Annotated in this window: 15 protein-coding genes and 1 pseudogene; 5 read left to right on the top strand and 11 right to left on the bottom strand. The window is 72.3% G+C overall.

All coding sequences use genetic code 11. The features are described from left to right. Positions 1-46: 46 nt before the first annotated feature. Genes M2163_RS11665 through M2163_RS11655 form a run of 3 tightly spaced genes read left to right on the top strand, consistent with a single transcriptional unit; the run spans position 47 to position 2,198 of the window. Positions 47-967: an ABC transporter ATP-binding protein gene (locus M2163_RS11665; RefSeq protein ID WP_280893922.1), complete on the top strand. Its 921-nt coding sequence runs from the start codon at positions 47-49 to the stop codon at positions 965-967. Position 968: 1 nt separating this feature from the next. Beyond that, on the top strand, positions 969-1,694 hold the full coding sequence (locus M2163_RS11660; protein WP_280893921.1) for an ABC transporter permease: 726 nt from the start codon (positions 969-971) through the stop codon (positions 1,692-1,694). Between the two features lie 57 nt (positions 1,695-1,751). Further along, the gene (locus tag M2163_RS11655) at positions 1,752-2,198 is read left to right on the top strand and encodes a hypothetical protein (protein WP_280852847.1); all 447 of its coding nucleotides are present in this window, start codon (positions 1,752-1,754) and stop codon (positions 2,196-2,198) included. A gap of 4 nt (positions 2,199-2,202) precedes the next feature. Here M2163_RS11655 and mug read toward each other — a convergent pair whose 3' ends face one another. The 10 genes and pseudogenes from mug to M2163_RS11605 all read right to left on the bottom strand — a co-directional run bounded on the left by mug (position 2,203) and on the right by M2163_RS11605 (position 13,793). Continuing rightward, positions 2,203-2,751, bottom strand: a complete 549-nt coding sequence (gene mug, locus M2163_RS11650; RefSeq protein WP_280852848.1) for a G/U mismatch-specific DNA glycosylase — start codon at positions 2,749-2,751, stop codon at positions 2,203-2,205. A gap of 13 nt (positions 2,752-2,764) precedes the next feature. After that, positions 2,765-4,207, bottom strand: a complete 1,443-nt coding sequence (gene purB, locus M2163_RS11645; RefSeq protein ID WP_280893920.1) for an adenylosuccinate lyase — start codon at positions 4,205-4,207, stop codon at positions 2,765-2,767. Positions 4,208-4,266: 59 nt separating this feature from the next. Further along, positions 4,267-4,608: a DUF4326 domain-containing protein gene (locus tag M2163_RS11640; protein WP_280893919.1), complete on the bottom strand. Its 342-nt coding sequence runs from the start codon at positions 4,606-4,608 to the stop codon at positions 4,267-4,269. Between the two features lie 8 nt (positions 4,609-4,616). After that, positions 4,617-5,390, bottom strand: coding sequence for a GDSL-type esterase/lipase family protein (locus M2163_RS11635; protein ID WP_280893918.1), 774 nt, complete (start codon positions 5,388-5,390; stop codon positions 4,617-4,619). A 56-nt stretch (positions 5,391-5,446) separates the two neighbouring features. Continuing rightward, on the bottom strand, positions 5,447-6,460 hold the full coding sequence (locus tag M2163_RS11630) for a hemolysin family protein (protein ID WP_280852852.1): 1,014 nt from the start codon (positions 6,458-6,460) through the stop codon (positions 5,447-5,449). A gap of 1,135 nt (positions 6,461-7,595) precedes the next feature. Beyond that, on the bottom strand, positions 7,596-8,927 hold the full coding sequence (locus tag M2163_RS11625) for a hemolysin family protein (protein ID WP_280893917.1): 1,332 nt from the start codon (positions 8,925-8,927) through the stop codon (positions 7,596-7,598). Positions 8,928-8,976: 49 nt separating this feature from the next. Further along, positions 8,977-9,405, bottom strand: coding sequence for a GNAT family N-acetyltransferase (locus M2163_RS11620; RefSeq protein WP_280893916.1), 429 nt, complete (start codon positions 9,403-9,405; stop codon positions 8,977-8,979). A 56-nt stretch (positions 9,406-9,461) separates the two neighbouring features. Continuing rightward, positions 9,462-10,367, bottom strand: a complete 906-nt coding sequence (locus tag M2163_RS11615) for an LLM class F420-dependent oxidoreductase (protein ID WP_280852856.1) — start codon at positions 10,365-10,367, stop codon at positions 9,462-9,464. 49 nt (positions 10,368-10,416) lie between these two features. Beyond that, complete coding sequence (locus M2163_RS11610) at positions 10,417-12,984, bottom strand: FtsX-like permease family protein (RefSeq protein WP_280893915.1); 2,568 nt, start codon at positions 12,982-12,984, stop codon at positions 10,417-10,419. Between the two features lie 4 nt (positions 12,985-12,988). Further along, positions 12,989-13,793 (bottom strand): annotated as a pseudogene (locus M2163_RS11605) (ABC transporter ATP-binding protein). Positions 13,794-13,951: 158 nt separating this feature from the next. Here M2163_RS11605 and M2163_RS11600 point away from each other — a divergent pair. Both M2163_RS11600 and M2163_RS11595 read left to right on the top strand, forming a co-directional pair. Then, positions 13,952-14,176 (top strand): hypothetical protein, encoded by a 225-nt coding sequence (locus tag M2163_RS11600; RefSeq protein WP_007380443.1) that lies wholly within the window; start codon positions 13,952-13,954, stop codon positions 14,174-14,176. Beyond that, positions 14,173-14,547, top strand: coding sequence for a fic family toxin-antitoxin system, toxin component (locus M2163_RS11595; protein WP_280852859.1), 375 nt, complete (start codon positions 14,173-14,175; stop codon positions 14,545-14,547). The genes M2163_RS11600 and M2163_RS11595 overlap by 4 nt, the downstream gene beginning before the upstream one ends. Here M2163_RS11595 and M2163_RS11590 read toward each other — a convergent pair whose 3' ends face one another. Beyond that, a complete protein-coding gene (locus tag M2163_RS11590) occupies positions 14,548-15,237 on the bottom strand; it encodes a class I SAM-dependent methyltransferase (protein ID WP_280852860.1) in 690 nt (229 codons plus the stop codon). Positions 15,238-15,260 lie beyond the last annotated feature (23 nt).

Here is a 15,260-nt window from a genome sequence, read left to right as displayed (position 1 = left end):
CGCGCGGGGGAGGCCCCGCCCCCGTGGCACCGGCCAGGCTGCTGCCATGACCAGCATCGAAGTCCAAGCCCTCAGCAAGGAGTTCGGCACCCGACGCGCCGTGGACGACGTCACCTTCCGTGTCCTGCCCGGCCGCGTCACCGGATTCCTCGGCCCCAACGGCGCCGGAAAGTCCACCACCATGCGGCTCGTCCTCGGCCTGGACCGGCCGACCTCCGGGACGGCCACGATCGGCGGCCGTGCCTACGCCACCCTCGACGAACCCCTGCGGCACGTGGGCGCCCTGCTCGACGCGCAGGCCGCGCACGGCTCCCGGACCGGCCGCGACCACCTGCGCACCCTGGCGGCGAGCAACCGCCTCCCCGACCGCCGGGTCGACGAGGTGCTGGAGCGGACGGGACTGGCCGCGGTCGCCCGGCGGCGGGTGCGGACCTACTCCCTGGGCATGCGGCAGCGGCTCGGCATCGCCGCCGCCCTGCTCGGCGACCCCGGCGTGATCATGCTCGACGAGCCCTCGAACGGCCTCGACCCCGAAGGCATCATCTGGATCCGCGAGCTGCTGCGCCGACTGGCCGCCGAGGGCCGCACCGTCCTGGTCTCCAGCCACCTCATGAACGAGACCGCGTCCTTCGCCGACCACCTCGTCGTCCTGGGGCGGGGGCGCCTGCTCGCCGACACTCCGATGCGCGAGTTCATCCACGCGCGCGTGCGGCCCCGCGTCCGCATCCGCACGAGCGACCCGACCGCGCTCAGGAACGCCCTCGCCCGGCACGGCCATGACGCCGTGGAGCACGAGGACGGGCACTGGAGCGTGCAGCACGCACGCGTGGACGAGATCGGCGTCCTGGCCTCCACGGCGGGTGTCCCCCTTCTCGAACTGACCGCGGAGGAGGCCACCTTGGAGCAGGCCTATCTCGACCTCACGTCCGCCGAGACCGAGTTCACCGCACAGCACCAGGAGGCCTGACATGCCCTTCGCCGCCGTCCTCCACTCCGAGTGGCTGAAGATCCGTACCCTGCGCTCCCTTCTCGGCGCCCTGCTCGCCCTGTTCGCCGCGACCACCGCCTTCTCCGCGCTCGCCGGGGTGTCCGAGACCTCGGACCCCGAGTTCGATCCGCTGTTCATGGCGCTGTCCGGGGTCGCCCCGGGCCAGATCGCCGCCCTGTCCTTCGGTGCCATGGCGGTGTCGTCGGAGTTCCACGGGGGCGGGCTCCGGCTGTCGCTGGCCGTGGTGCCGCGGCGCGGACGGTGGTTCGCGGCGAAGGCGACGGCCGTCGCCGTCCCCACGCTCGTGGTCGGCACGGTGACCGCCCTCGCCTCCCTCCTCGTGGCCCGTGCCGGGCTCGGCGGGGCGGCGAGCGGCCTGAGCACCGGTGAACAAGTGCGCGGTGTCGTCGGCTGCGGGATCTACCTGACCCTGATGGCGTTGCTGGCGGCCGGTCTCGCGGCAGTGCTGCGCAGCGGGGTGGCGGCGCTCTCGCTCCTGATCCCGTTCGTCCTGGTCGTGTCCTTCGTGATCGGCGACGTGGCGGGTGGGGCCACCGACTTCATGCCGGACCGGGCGGGACAGATCGTCCTGTACGAGACGCACGACGGACCCCTGGGACCGTGGACGGGCCTCGCGGTGACCGCCGCCTGGGCGGCCGCCGCGCTGGCAGCAGGGGCCTGGAGCGTGTGCCGCCGGGACGCCTGAGCGCCGAGTCCCCTGACGCCCCGCCAAATGTCAGTGGCGGCCGGTTTACTGGATCACATGGACAGTGCGAAGTATCTCGCCGCGATCGACTCGCTGTGCGCCCGCGACCTGAGCGCGGTGGACGGCGAGTCGGGCGCCTACCGTTCGGGGCCCGGATACCGCATCGAGTCATTAGAGGTCAGCCACGGGATCCGGGACGGCGACGCGGCCCCGCGCATGGCGGTCGTGGGGGACTTCTACGCCCTCAAGAGCCGTATAGGCCAGGAGTTGGACGACCGCTGGGGCAGACAGCAGCGGCCGTGGGGCATGGGCACGCTCAAGCTGCGCCTCGACCGGGGCGAGGAGATACCCGAGCCCTGGTTCACGACGAGCATCGTGACGGACGACCTCGACCTGTGGCAGCCGCCCGGCTCGGACCGCTGGATCGCCCTCGGGGTGGGCTACCGCGACGAGGCCGACGAGGTCCATGTGCTCGCCGTGGCCTCGGACATCGACCCGGTGTGACCCGCTAGCCCTGCTCCGCCGCCACCCGCAGCCGGGCGAACTCCTCCGCCATCGTCGCCGCCGTCCAGTGCGCATTGAGCCCGCTCGGATTGGGCAGCACCCACACCCGCGAGTCCCCGATCGTCCGCTCCTGCGGCCCGACCTTCGCCTTCCTGTCGTCGAAGGCGGCCCGGTAGGCGGTGACCCCCACCACGGCCAGCCAGCGGGGCCCGAGCCGCGTCACCTTCTCCGCCAGCAGCCGGCCGCCCTCGCGGTACTCCTCGGCGCTCAGCTCGTCCGCCCGCGCCGACGCCCGGGCCACGACATTGGTGATCCCGAGCCCGTAGGACAGCAACTCCTGCTGCTCCGACGGCCTCAGCAGCCTCGGGGTGAAGCCGGACAGGTGCAGCACCGGCCAGAACCGGTTGCCGGGGCGGGCGAAGTGATGGCCCGTCGCGGCCGTCATCAGACCGGGGTTGATGCCGCAGAACAGCACACGGAGACCGTCCGCGACCACGTCCGGCACCAGCCGGTCGCGGGCGGCCTCCAGCTCCTCCGGGGTGAAGCGCGTCATCGTCAGGAGCGTGTCAGAGGATCGCCCCGGGCGTGTAGCCCGCGGCCGCCGGGTGCTGCTTGACGATCTCCTCGATCCGGCCCACGACCGCGGTGACCTGGTCGGCGGCGGCGCCCGTGAAGGACAGCTTGTCCGCCATCAGCGCGTCCAGCTGGGCCCGGTCGAGCGGGATGCGGTCGTCGGCGGCCAGCTTGTCGAGGAGTTCGTTGCGCTCGGCACCCTGCTCGCGCATCGCCAGGGCGGAGGCGACGGCGTTCTCCTTGATCGCCTCGTGCGCGACCTCACGGCCGACACCCGCGCGGACCGCGCCCATCAGCACCTTGGTGGTGGCGAGGAAGGGCAGGTAGCGGTCCAGCTCGCGGGCGACGACGGCCGGGAAGGCACCGAACTCGTCGAGCACGGTGAGGAAGGTCTCCAGGAGGCCGTCGAGCGCGAAGAACGCGTCCGGCAGCGCGACCCGGCGCACCACCGAGCAGGAGACGTCGCCCTCGTTCCACTGGTCGCCCGCCAGCTCGCCGGTCATCGAGGCGTAGCCGCGCAGGATCACCATCAGGCCGTTGACGCGCTCGCAGGAGCGGGTGTTCATCTTGTGCGGCATCGCCGAGGAGCCGACCTGGCCCGGCTTGAAGCCCTCGGTCACCAGCTCGTGCCCGGCCATCAGGCGGATCGTCTTCGCCAGCGAGGAGGGGGCCGCCGCCAGCTGCACCAGCGCGGTGACGACCTCGTAGTCCAGGGAGCGCGGGTAGACCTGGCCGACCGAGGTGAACGCCTGCGAGAAGCCCAGGTGGCCGGCGATGCGCTGCTCCAGCTCCGCCAGCTTCGACGCGTCCCCGCCCAGCAGGTCCAGCATGTCCTGTGCGGTGCCCACCGGGCCCTTGATGCCGCGCAGCGGGTAGCGGGCGAGGAGCTCCTCGACCCGGCCGTACGCCACGAGCAGCTCGTCCGCGGCGGTCGCGAAACGCTTGCCGAGGGTGGTGGCCTGCGCGGCCACGTTGTGCGAGCGGCCGGCCATGACCAGCTCGCCGTACTCGCCGGCCAGCTTTCCGAGGCGGGCCAGGACGGCCACGCTGCGGTCGCGGATCAGTTCCAGGGAGAGCCGGATCTGGAGCTGCTCGACGTTCTCCGTGAGGTCCCGGGAGGTCATGCCCTTGTGGACCTGCTCGTGCCCGGCGAGGTCGTTGAACTCCTCGATCCGCGCCTTCACGTCGTGCCGCGTGACCTTCTCACGCTCGGCGATGGAGGCCAGGTCTACGGTGTCCAGGACGCGCTCGTAGTCGGCGAGGGCCTGCTCCGGCACCTCGATCCCGAGGTCCTTCTGGGCCCGCAGCACGGCGAGCCAGAGCTGACGCTCGAGCTTCACCTTCTGCTCGGGCGACCAGAGCGTGGCGAGCTCGGCGGAGGCGTAGCGTCCGGCGAGGACGTTGGGGATGCGGGGCTTGGCGGGAGCGGAAGTCACGTGTACGGATTCTACTGGCGATTCGTGCAGGCCAGCGCCGGGGTGCCGTTCGTCGGAACCTACGAGAGCTCCTCCGCGAGCTCCGCCAGGACCTCGGCGTGGCACGGTTCGGGCGCACACCAGCAGGCCAGGGCCTTGCCGCGCAGGCCCGGCAGCAGGGCGAGCAGATCCGGCCGCCCCAGCAGATGCGTCCGGTACTTCGCCATCACCTCGGCCCGGGTGCCGTCCCGGCGGCGCGTGGGGGTGTCGTAGGCGAAGGGGTTGTACAGCGGGTGCTTCGACAGGTCCCAGCCGCCCAGGGTCCAGCGGCGGCCGACGTAGACGAGGTCGGCGGGCGCGTGTTCGAGGCGGGGGCCGTACTCGTGGATACGGCCCCTGACGTTGACCACGCGCGTGTGCACGGCAGTTCTCAGTGCTCGTACGGCAGCAGGTCGGGTCGCTTCGGCGGCAGGCCGTCGCCGGAGGAGCGGCCCGTCAGGCGTCGGCCGATCCAGGGCAGCAGATGCTGCCGGGTGAAACGGACGTCGGCGATCCGGCGGGCGAGCCACGGCGGCGGCACGGTGGCCGGCAGCGGCGTTCGCCACTCCGTGTCCTCGGGGTCGTAGCCGAGGGCCTGCCACACGGCCTCGCAGACCCGGCGGTGGCCGTCGGCCGTCAGGTGCAGCCGGTCCACGTCCCACATCCGCTGGTCGGACAGCGAGGCCGCGCCGTACAGGTCGACGACCACAGCACCGTGCCGTCCCGCGAGTTGGTCGATGACCGTGAACAGCTCCTCCATGCGGGGCCGGAACCGGGCCTGGACCGGGCCCTGGCGGCCGGGGCTGTGCATCAGCACCAACTGCTTGCAGGACGGGGCCAGCCGCTCCACGGCCTCCGTCAGCAGATCCCGCACCCGGACCATGTCGCACTTGGGCCGCAGGGTGTCGTTGAGCCCGCCCACCAGCGTGATCACGTCCGCCTGCATCGCCGCGGCCACGTCGACCTGCTCGTCGAGGATCTGCTGGATCAGCTTGCCGCGCACCGCGAGGTTGGCGTACCGGAAGCCGGGGGTCACGGCGGCCATCCGGCCGGCGAGGAGGTCGGCCCAGCCGCGGTACGTGCCGTCCGGCAGCAGGTCCGACATGCCCTCGGTGAAGGAGTCGCCGACCGCGACCAGGCTGGAGTAAGTGGGGTTCGTCTGCATGGCGGAAGAAATGGTAACCCGCTCACATACTTACCGGTCGGTGGGTTCGGGCGCCCTCACACCTGCCGTCCGAACAGCTCCCGCAGCACGTCCTCCATGGTCACCAGCCCCGCGAGGCGCCCGTCCGTGCCGAGCACCGCGGCCAGGTGCGTCCGGCTGCGCCGCATCGCCGTCAGCACGTCGTCGAGCGGTGTGCTCTCCCGGATCCGAGCGATCGGCCGCATGTCGCGCACCGGGAACGGCAGATCCCGCGGTGAGGCGTCCAGCGCGTCCTTGATGTGCAGGTAGCCGACGATCCGGCGCCCCTCGTCCACCACCGGGAACCGGGAGAACCCCGTCTCGTTCGACAGTGCCTCCAACTGCTCCGGCGTGACGCCCACGCGCGCGTAGACGACCCCCTCCAGCGGCAGCACCACGTCCCGCACCGGTCGCCGCCCCAGCTCCAGCGCGTCGTGCAGCCGCTCCCGCGCGCGTTCGTCGATCAGTCCCGCCTCGCCGGAGTCCCGCACGATCCGCGCCAGCTCGGCGTCCGAGAAGGTGGCCGTGACCTCGTCCTTGGTCTCCACGCGCAGCAGTTTCAGCAGGGCGTTCGCGAAGGCGTTGACCGCGAAGATCACCGGGCGCAGCCCGCGCGCCAGGGTGACCAGCGGCGGGCCCAGCAGCAGCGCGCTGCGCACCGGCTCCGCGAGCGCGATGTTCTTCGGGACCATTTCACCCAGCAGCATGTGCAGATAGGTCGCCAGGGTCAGCGCGATCACGAACGACACCGCGTGCCCGGCGCCCTTCGGGACGCCCACCGCGTGGAACACCGGCTCCAGCAGGTGCGCGATGGCGGGCTCCGCGACCACACCCAGGATCAGCGTGCACAGCGTGATCCCGAGCTGCGCGGCGGCCATCAGCGCGGAGACGTGCTCCAGCCCCCACAGCACGCTCTTCGCCCGCCGGTCGCCCTGTTCGGCGTACGGCTCGATCTGACTGCGCCGCACGGAGATCAGCGCGAACTCGGCCCCGACGAAGAAGGCGTTCACGACGAGCGTCGCGAGACCGATCAACAACTGGACAACGGTCATCGCGGGGTCCTCCGTGCGCGGGCCGGCCGGCCGACGGGCCTCGTGCGAGGTTCCCTGCGGAGCGGCCGGGCGTCGGATCGGGTTCGGGTCTGCCGGCACGCCGGCCGGACCGCAGCCGTCGCGGAGTCCACACCCTGGGCCGCGTGGACAGCCGCGGTCGTCTCCCGCGACGACGGGGCGGCGGTGACCGCGAGGGGTTGCTGCGTGCCGCTGTGTGGCCGGGGTTGGTCGTGGGGCGGCCGGTCGGTGGATCGGGTCGGGGTTTCCTGGTGCGGTGATCGGGTGGTGGCTTTCGCGGTGGTCTCGTCCGGCGTCGCCGGGACGGCGGGCGTCGCCCGCATCGCTCTTGCCGATGACGGGGCGGCGGTGACCGCGAGGGGTTGCTGCGTGCCGCTGTGTGGCCGGGGTTGGTCGTGGGGCGGCCGGTCGGTGGATCGGGTCGGGGTTTCCTGGTGCGGTGATCGGGTCGTGGCCTTCGCGGTGGTCTCGTCCGGCGTCGCCGGGACGGCGGGCGTCGCCCGCATCGCTCTTGCCGATGGCGGGACGGCGGTCATCGCGAGGGGTTGCTGCGTGCCGCTGTGTGGCCGGGGTTGGTCGTGGGGCGGCCGGTCGGTGGATCGGGTCGGGGTTTCCTGGTGCGGTGATCGGGTGGTGGCTTTCGCGGTGGTCTCGTCCGGCGTCGCCGGGACGGCGGGCGTCGCCCGCATCGCTCTTGCCGATGGCGGGGCGGCGGTGACCGCGAGGGGTTGCTGCGCACCGCTGCTCGGCCGGGTTTCCTCGCGGAGCAGCCAGAGGGCGGAGCGGGATCGGGCCTCCCGGCGCGTTGACCGGACGCCAGCCGCCGAGGGCCCCGGCACGGCAGGCGCCACGTGAGCCGCAGGTTCCTTGACGGCACCCACCCTGCGAGCCGTAGGTTCCTCGGCGGCACCCACCCTGCGAGCCGTAGGTTCCTCGGCGGCACCCACCCTGCGAGCCGCAGGTTCCTTGACGGCACCCACCCTGCGAGCCGCAGGTCCCTCGGCGGCACCCGCCCCGCGAGCCGCAGGTTCCTCGGCGGCAGCCACCCTGCTAGCCGTACCGGGACCCTCGACGGCACCCACCCCGCCAGCGACCTGCGCCGCCCACTGAACCGAACTCATGAACCCACCCCCTCCCCGCCCCCGGCCAGGGGCGCGTGCAGCAGGACCCGGGATGCTCTGCGGCCCTGTGCGTCCGTCACGTCGAGCTGCCAGCCGGCGACCCGGACCGAGTCGCCGGTGGCCGGGATCCTGCCGAGTTCCGTCGCCAGGAGGCCGGCCAGCGTCTCGTAGGGGCCGTCGGGGGCCCGCAGTCCCACCCGGGCGAGCTGGTCCATGCGGGCCGAGCCGTCGGCGTGGTAGAGCTCCCTGCCCTCCTCGTCGGTGCCCGCGGGGGCGAGGTCGGGTGTCTCGTGCGGGTCGTGCTCGTCGCGTACCTCGCCGACGACCTCCTCGACGATGTCCTCCAGCGTGGCCACGCCCGCCGTACCGCCGTACTCGTCGATGACGACCGCCATCGTGCGCTTGCCGGAGAGCCGGTCCAGAAGCCGGTCCACGGTGAGCGACTCGGGCACCAGCAGCGGCTCACGCAGCAGCTCGGCGACCGAGGCCCGGGGCCGGCGCTCCGCCGGTACCGCCAGGATGTCCTTGATGTGGGCGATGCCGACGACCGAATCGAGGCTGCCGCGGTAGACGGGGAACCGGGACAGCCCGGTCGCGCGCGTCGCGTTCGCCACGTCCTCGCAGGTCGCCTGCACGTCCAGGGCGATCACCTGCACCCGCGGGGTCATCACGTTCTCCGCGGTCAGGTCGGCGAGGTTGAGGGTCCGCACGAACAGCTCGGCCGTGTCCGCCTCCAGCGCGCCCGCCCGAGCGGAGTGCCGGGCCAGCGCGGCCAGCTCCTGCGGCCCGCGCGCGGAGGCCAGCTCCTCGGCGGGCTCCAGGCCGAAGCGCCGCACCACCCGGTTGGCCGTGTTGTTGAGGTGGGTGATGAAGGGGCGGAAGGCCGCGCTGAACCAGCTCTGCGCGGTACCCACCCGCTTGGCCATGGCCAGCGGAGAGGAGATCGCCCAGTTCTTGGGCACCAGCTCACCGACCACCATCAGGAAGACCGTCGACAGCGCGGTGCCCAGCACCAGCGCCAGCGACCGGGACGTGGACTCCGAGATGCCCAGCGCCTCCAGAGGCCCCGCGATCAGCGCCGCGATCGACGGTTCGGCCAGCATGCCGACGACCAGGTTGGTGGCGGTGATCCCGAGCTGCGCCCCGGACAGCTGGAAGGTCAGATTCCGTACGGCCTTCAGAGCGCCGGACGCACCCCGCTCACCGCGCTCCGCCGCCCGCTCCAACTGGCCGCGCTCGACCGTGGTCAGCGAGAACTCCGCCGCCACGAAGGCACCGCAGGCCAGCGAGAGCAGGATCGCCACCAGCAGGAGGAGCACTTCGGTCATCGGGTCACCTCCGTCCCATGATCGGACAGGGTCCCCAGGATCGCCCGTCCTAGCCGGCGGCGAGGGGCTTCACCCAGCGCCGCCACTTTTCCTCGGGCGCATACCCCGCCGCGCGCCATGCGTGCTGTGCCGTTTCGTTGCGCACCAGCACCATCGCGTCCCCGCGCCGCCCGCCGAGCCGGACGAACCGCTCCTCCGCGGCCGTGACCAGGGCCGACCCGATGCCCCGCCGCCGGCGCTGCGGGTGCACCGCGAGCCGGTACAGATGGCACCGCCAGCCGTCGAAGCCCGCGATCACCGTGCCGACGAGTTCCCCGTCGAGCTCGGCCAGGATCAGCGCCTCGGGGTCCCGCGCGACCAGCCGCTCCACGCCGTCCCGGTCGTCGCTGATGCTCGTCCCCTCGGCAGCCCGCTTCCAGAAAGCCAGCACGGTGTCGAGGTCGTCGGGCGTCGCGGCCCGTATCCGCAGGTCGGTCATACGGCGATCCCATCACGCCCGACGGCCCGGCACCCGGAGTTCCAGGATCCGGACGGCTACCGCCCCCGCAGCTCCGCCAGCACCGGCGCGAACGCCTCCATGGACGCCTCCAGCACCGTCAGATACGTGAAGCCGTACCGTTCGCGCTGCGCGAGCACCTGCGCGACGATCTCCTCGACCGTGCCGATCAGCATGATGGGCAGGTCCAGGGCCTGCTGGAGGGTCAGGTCCGGCACCCGGTGCAGGAACGGGGTGGCGACGGCCTCGCGGTCGTCGGTGACGACCACCGTCTGGACCAGCAGGTTCAGTTCGGCCGGTTCCTTGCGTCCCTCGGCCAGTCGCCGGTAGTGCGCGACGCGTTCGTCGAGCTGCTCGGCGGTGGTCGGAACCACCTTACCGGTCGTGCTGCCCGGCACCAGGGTCGCCCCGGTGAAGGCCGCGATGTCGGCGTGCTCGGCGGACAGCCTCAGCACCCGGTTTCCTATGCCGCCGATCAGCAGGGGCACCCGGGGCCGCTGCACCGGCTGCGGCACGTGGTCGGCCGAGGACAGCAGCCGCTCCAGCTCCTCGACCGTGTGCCGCAGGTGGTCCACCCGCTCGCCCGGTGAGCCGAAGGGGAGCCCGGCCCGGTCGTGCTCGGACTGCACATAGCCGGTGCCCAGGCCCAGTTCGAGACGGCCGCCGGTCAGGGCGTCCACGGTGGCCACCTCGCGGGCGAGCAGCGCCGGGTTCCAGAAGCCCGCGTTGAGGACGAACGTGCCGAGCCGCGGGCGCTCGGTGACCTCCGCCGCCGCGACCAGAGCCGGGAACGGTGCGATCTTGCCCAGATGGTCCGGGACCAGGATCACGTCGTAACCGAGTTCCTCGGCCTGTCGGCACTTGGCGCGCCAGACCTCGTCGGTGGCGGCGGCGGTCAGGTTGACGGCGAAGCGGAACGGGCGGAACCGATCGGGGCGGGGCATGAACTCTCCTCAGCTGCAAGCGACTTGAGTTGTCTGCCCCGCGATTGCATCACTCGTGCGCGATCGCCGCCAGTACGTTCATCCGCGAGGCGCGCAGCGCGGGCAGCAGTGCGGCCACGATGCCCACCACCGCCGAGCCGACGACGACCGCCACGATCGTGCCCCAGGGGATCGCCAGCGCGTTCATGCCCTGCAGGGCTAGGACCTGCTGGGTGCACACGCCCCACACCAGGCCGAGAGCGAGCCCCAGCACCGCGCCGAACACCGCGATCACCACCGATTCCAGGCGGATCATGCGGCGCAACTGCCGCCGGGCGAGCCCGATGGCGCGCAGCAGCCCGATCTCCCGGGTGCGCTCCACGACCGACAGGGCGAGGGTGTTGACCACGCCGAGCACCGCGATGACGATGGCGAGCCCCAGCAGCGCGTACACGAGGTAGAGCAGGACCGCGATCTGGTCGTGGACGAGATCCTTGTAGTCGGCGAGGTCGCGCACCTGGACCTGCGGATACGGGTCGAGCGTCTTCTCCAGGGCGGCGCGCAGCCGGTCGGCGCCGGTGCCGGGGGCGGCGTTGACGTAGAGCGCGGAGTCCTGTCCGCCCTGCGTGAACCGTTCCAGGGTGCCCAGGCCGAAGTAGATGCCGCCCTGTGTCCCGAACCCCTCCGCCGAGTCCTGGTCCGTGAGGGCGCCCACGGTCAGTTCGGTCCGGCGCCCGCCCTGGAACTCGACCGGGATCCCGCTGCCGACCCGCACACCGTGGTCCCGCGCGAAGTCCCGGTCCATCGCCAGGTGCCCGGCGGCGAGCGCGGCCGCGGTGCCGCCCTGTGCGTAGGTGATGTGCGCGACCTCGTCGAGCCGCGGGTCGTACCCGGCGGCGGTGGTCTCGACGCGCTTGCCGTCCGGCAGCCGCACGGCGACGGGCGCGAACCTCGACCGTACGACGAGCCCGGCGCCCTCGGTGCCGCGCACCGCGTCCGTGACCTCCTGCGGGAACGGCAGGAAGTTGCCGTTCTGCACGACGAAGTCGGCGCCGAGGGTCTTGTCGATCTGGTCGTCGAAGGACTTGGACATGGAGGCGCTGGCCACGGACATCCCGCCGACCAGGGCGAGACCGACCATCAGCGCGGCCGCGGTGGCGCCGGTGCGGCGCGGGTTGCGCAGGGCGTTGCGCTGGCTCATCCGCCCGATCGAGCCGAAGAGAGCGGGGAAGGCGCCGCCCAGCACCCGGATCACCGGCCGCACCAGCAGCGGGCCCGCGATGACGGTGGCGAGGAGCGTCAGGACGACTCCCAGGCCGAGGAGAGAGGCCGCGGTGGCCGTCCTCGACGACAGGACGCAGCCGAGGAGCGCGGCCGCGCCCGCGGCGCCGACCAGGCCGCCCACGATCGCCCGGACCCTGAGCGGCCGTCCGGTCCCGGCGAGCTCGGCGTCCGAGAGGGCCGCCATGGGGGAGACACCGGCCGCGCGCCGGGCCGGGAGGTAGGCCGCGACGAAGGTGACGCCCACGCCGACGACGTACGCCGCCACGGGGGTGCCCCAGCCGATGACCATCTCGCCGGTCCGGATGTTCATGCCGAACGCGTTCATGAGCGCGATGAGCCCGACGGCGAGACCGATGCCGGTGCCGAGCCCGACCGTGGAGCCGACCAGGCCGAGCAGCGTGGCCTCGGTGAGCACCGAGCGGCGGACCTGGCGCCGGTCGGCGCCGAGCGCACGCAGGAGGCCCAGTTCACGGGTGCGCTGGGCGATCAGCATGGAGAAGGTGTTGACGATCAGGAAGATGCCGACCAGGACGGCGATCCCGGCGAAGCCGAGCATGACGTACTTGATGACGTCGAGGAATCCGCCCAGTTGGTCGACGTCCGATTTCGCCTGCTCGTCGGCGGTCCGGTACTCGTAGGTGCCCGGGCCGAGCGCGGCGGCCACGCGCTGCTTGAGCCGATCGTTGTCGACCCCCTCGGCGGCGTCGACCGAGATGCTGGTGGCGGCCTTCGAGGAGCCGAGCAGTTTCGCCTGCGCGGTCGGCGGGTCGAGGTACAGCAGTGTGGCGCCGGGGTTGGTCGTGGTGAACGTGACGATGCCGACGATCCGCACCTTGAACGAACCGGGCCCCGCGATCACGGTCAGCGGGTCACCGAGGTGCAGGTCCTTGCGGTCGGCGGTCTCCGAGTCGAGCAGGGCCTCGGCCGGTCCGTGCGGGGCGTGCCCGGAGGTGAGCTTCACGGGGCTGCGCGAGGTCGGGTTCCAGTCGGTGCCGATGGTGGGGGCGCCGGTGGTCGAGCCCACCGACTCGTTGTGGGAGTCGGCGACGGTGATGCCGTCGTCCTCGGCGTCGAAGCGCGCGGCGCCGACCCCCTCGACCCGGGCGACCCGCTCCGCGAGCGCGGCCGGCAGGGTGGCCGTCGAGCCGGACGGGATGGCCTCGCTGAGCTCTTCCTTCGGGCTGATGGTGAGGTCGGGCGCGGTGGAGGCGAAGAGCCGGTCGAAGGTGCGGCTCAGAGTGTCGGAGAAGATCAGGCTGCCGGAGACGAACGCCACCGACAGCACCACGGCGAGCGCGGAGAGCAGCAGCCGCCCCTTGTGGGCCAGAAAGCTGCGGAGCGTGGCCTTCAGCACGGGGTCATCCCTTGTCGGGGTCGGCGTCTACCTGACCGCGGATCACGTCGAACCGCTTCATGCGCTCCAGCACGGCCTCCGCGGTCGGCCGCTCCATGCGGTCCACGATCCGTCCGTCGCCGAGGAAGAGCACCAGGTCGGAGTGGGCGGCGGCGCCCGGGTCGTGGGTGACCATGACGACGGTCTGCCCGAGCTGGTCGACGGCCTCGCGCAGAAAGCCGAGGACTTCCAGGCCCGCCCGTGAGTCGAGGTTGCCGCGTCGGCTCGTCCGCGAAGATCAGCTCGGGCCGGGAGGCGAGCGCCCGGGCGCACGCGACGCGCTGCTGCTGGCCGCCCGAGAGCTGCGAGGGCCGGTGCCTGAGGCGGTCCCGCAGACCGAGGGTGTCGATGACCTGGTCGAGCCACTTCTCGTCGGGCTTCTTGCCCGCGATGTCCATGGGCAGGGTGATGTTCTCGGCCGCGTTCAGCGTCGGGATCAGGTTGAACGACTGGAACATGAAGCCGATGCGGTCCCGGCGCAGCCGGGTCAGCTCACGATCCTTGAGCCCCGTGATCTCGGTGCCGCCGAGCCACACCTGGCCGGCCGAGACCGTGTCGAGCCCCGCGAGGCAGTGCATCAGCGTGGACTTCCCGGAGCCCGAGGGCCCCATGACCGCGGTGAAGCGGCCGCGCGCGATGTCCACGTCCACCGAGTCCAGGGCGAGCACGGCCGTCTCGCCCGAGCCGTACGCCTTGGTCAGACCGCGGGCGCGGGCCGCGATCGCGTCGGCCGGGGCGGTGCTCGGGATGTCCTCCGCAGCAGTTGCCATGACGCGAGGGTAGTGTGACCCGGCCCACACTCGAAATCCCCCTTGAGATCGAGGCGGTCTCCACCCCAGGTCGGGCCCCTGATGCCCGTGTAAGGGGCATCTGGCGGCCGCGAAACCCGCTCTTGCCAGTGCTAGCGGTTCGGCGCTAGCTTCGAGGTATGGCGAAGACTCAGCTGAACGTGCGGGTGGACGAGGGCACCGCCCGCGCCGCCCGTGAACGTGCCCTCGCCCGCGGCGTGAGCGTCAACCGCTACATCGAGGAGCTGGTCATGAAGGACACCGGCGAGGCGGGCCAGGCCTTCGTGGAGGCCGCCGCAGACTTCATGAAGCAGTACGAATCCGTGTTCGCGGAGGAGTTCGGCAAGGACCACGAGACTCGTTGAGCGATCTGCACATCGACCTCGCCTGGCTGCTGATGCTCGCGGAGCAGAAGACCCCGGGCGATCCCCAGGTCGTCGACTGGGGAGCCCTGGTCGCCGCCGTGGCACGGCACCAGGCCGAGATCTTCGACATCCCCGTCTACGACAGCCCGCACCTGCGCGCCGCCGCGCTGCTGCAACTCCTCATCCACGTCCCGGCGTTGGAGCGCACCAACGCACTCTTCGCCTGTGCGGTCGGGTACGCCTACCTCGTCGCGAGCGGACTGAGGGTCGTCACCTCGCCCGAACTGGTCCGGGACCTCGCCAAGGTGGCCAAGAAGGGCGACGCCTCGGTGCACGACATCGCGCGCGAGCTGCGCAGGTGGACTCTGTGATCAGTCCTCGTCCGGCAGCGGTCGCCAGGCGGTGCCCAGCACACAGAAGGACGAGGGCAGCGTCGGTCCCTTCTCCGGCATCAACACCCGCCGGTAGGGGCCGAGTTCGAAGCCGGCCGACCGCAGGGCCGCGACCGGGTCGCGGGCCAGATGGCAGCCACCGGCCAGCGGGGGCCACAACGTGCGGTCCAGGGCGCGCTGGGTGAGGCGCATCACCGGACCGCCGCCCGTGCCGTGCTCGAAGAACCGCACGACCCCGCCGGGCCGCAGTACCCGGCGCACCTCGCCGAGCGCCCGCGGCACATCGCGCACACTGCACAGCACCAGTGAGATCACCGCGGCGTCGAAGGCCTCGCTCTTGACGGGCAGCGCCTCCGCGGCCCCGGGCACCACGTCCACGGGCACCTCCGCGCGCAGGGCGGCCTCCACCGCCAACTGCCGCAGCCGGCGCTCCGGTTCGATCGCCACGACCTCGGCGACCGCGCCGGGGAAGTGCGAGAAGTTCAGGCCGTTGCCCGCGCCGATCTCGATCACCCGCCCGGACAGCCCGGCGAGCAGCCGCTCGCGCACACCGGCCATGCCCATCCGGGTCTCGGCGGTGACACTGACCCGGGCGTAGTACCGGGCGAACAGGGGGTGGTGGACGGGATCCCGGGACACCTTGCCGGTGCCGGCGGACCGTAGCGGCATGACAGCCTCCCTCGCTGAGGACG

Source organism: Streptomyces sp. SAI-135, from assembly GCF_029893805.1.
Lineage (GTDB): Bacteria > Actinomycetota > Actinomycetes > Streptomycetales > Streptomycetaceae > Streptomyces.
The sequence above is the reverse complement of the archived record's forward strand: the minus strand, read 5'-3'. Positions and strand labels throughout refer to the sequence as shown.

Coding starts and splice junctions, on each gene's coding strand:
- M2163_RS11665 (WP_280893922.1), top strand. CDS start 47: ATGACCAGCATCGAAGTCCAAGCCCTCAGCAAGGAGTTCGGCACCCGA.
- M2163_RS11660 (WP_280893921.1), top strand. CDS start 969: ATGCCCTTCGCCGCCGTCCTCCACTCCGAGTGGCTGAAGATCCGTACC.
- M2163_RS11655 (WP_280852847.1), top strand. CDS start 1,752: ATGGACAGTGCGAAGTATCTCGCCGCGATCGACTCGCTGTGCGCCCGC.
- mug (WP_280852848.1), bottom strand. CDS start 2,751: ATGACGCGCTTCACCCCGGAGGAGCTGGAGGCCGCCCGCGACCGGCTG.
- M2163_RS11635 (WP_280893918.1), bottom strand. CDS start 5,390: ATGCAGACGAACCCCACTTACTCCAGCCTGGTCGCGGTCGGCGACTCC.
- M2163_RS11630 (WP_280852852.1), bottom strand. CDS start 6,460: ATGACCGTTGTCCAGTTGTTGATCGGTCTCGCGACGCTCGTCGTGAAC.
- M2163_RS11625 (WP_280893917.1), bottom strand. CDS start 8,927: ATGACCGAAGTGCTCCTCCTGCTGGTGGCGATCCTGCTCTCGCTGGCC.
- M2163_RS11620 (WP_280893916.1), bottom strand. CDS start 9,405: ATGACCGACCTGCGGATACGGGCCGCGACGCCCGACGACCTCGACACC.
- M2163_RS11615 (WP_280852856.1), bottom strand. CDS start 10,367: ATGCCCCGCCCCGATCGGTTCCGCCCGTTCCGCTTCGCCGTCAACCTG.
- M2163_RS11600 (WP_007380443.1), top strand. CDS start 13,952: ATGGCGAAGACTCAGCTGAACGTGCGGGTGGACGAGGGCACCGCCCGC.
- M2163_RS11590 (WP_280852860.1), bottom strand. CDS start 15,237: ATGCCGCTACGGTCCGCCGGCACCGGCAAGGTGTCCCGGGATCCCGTC.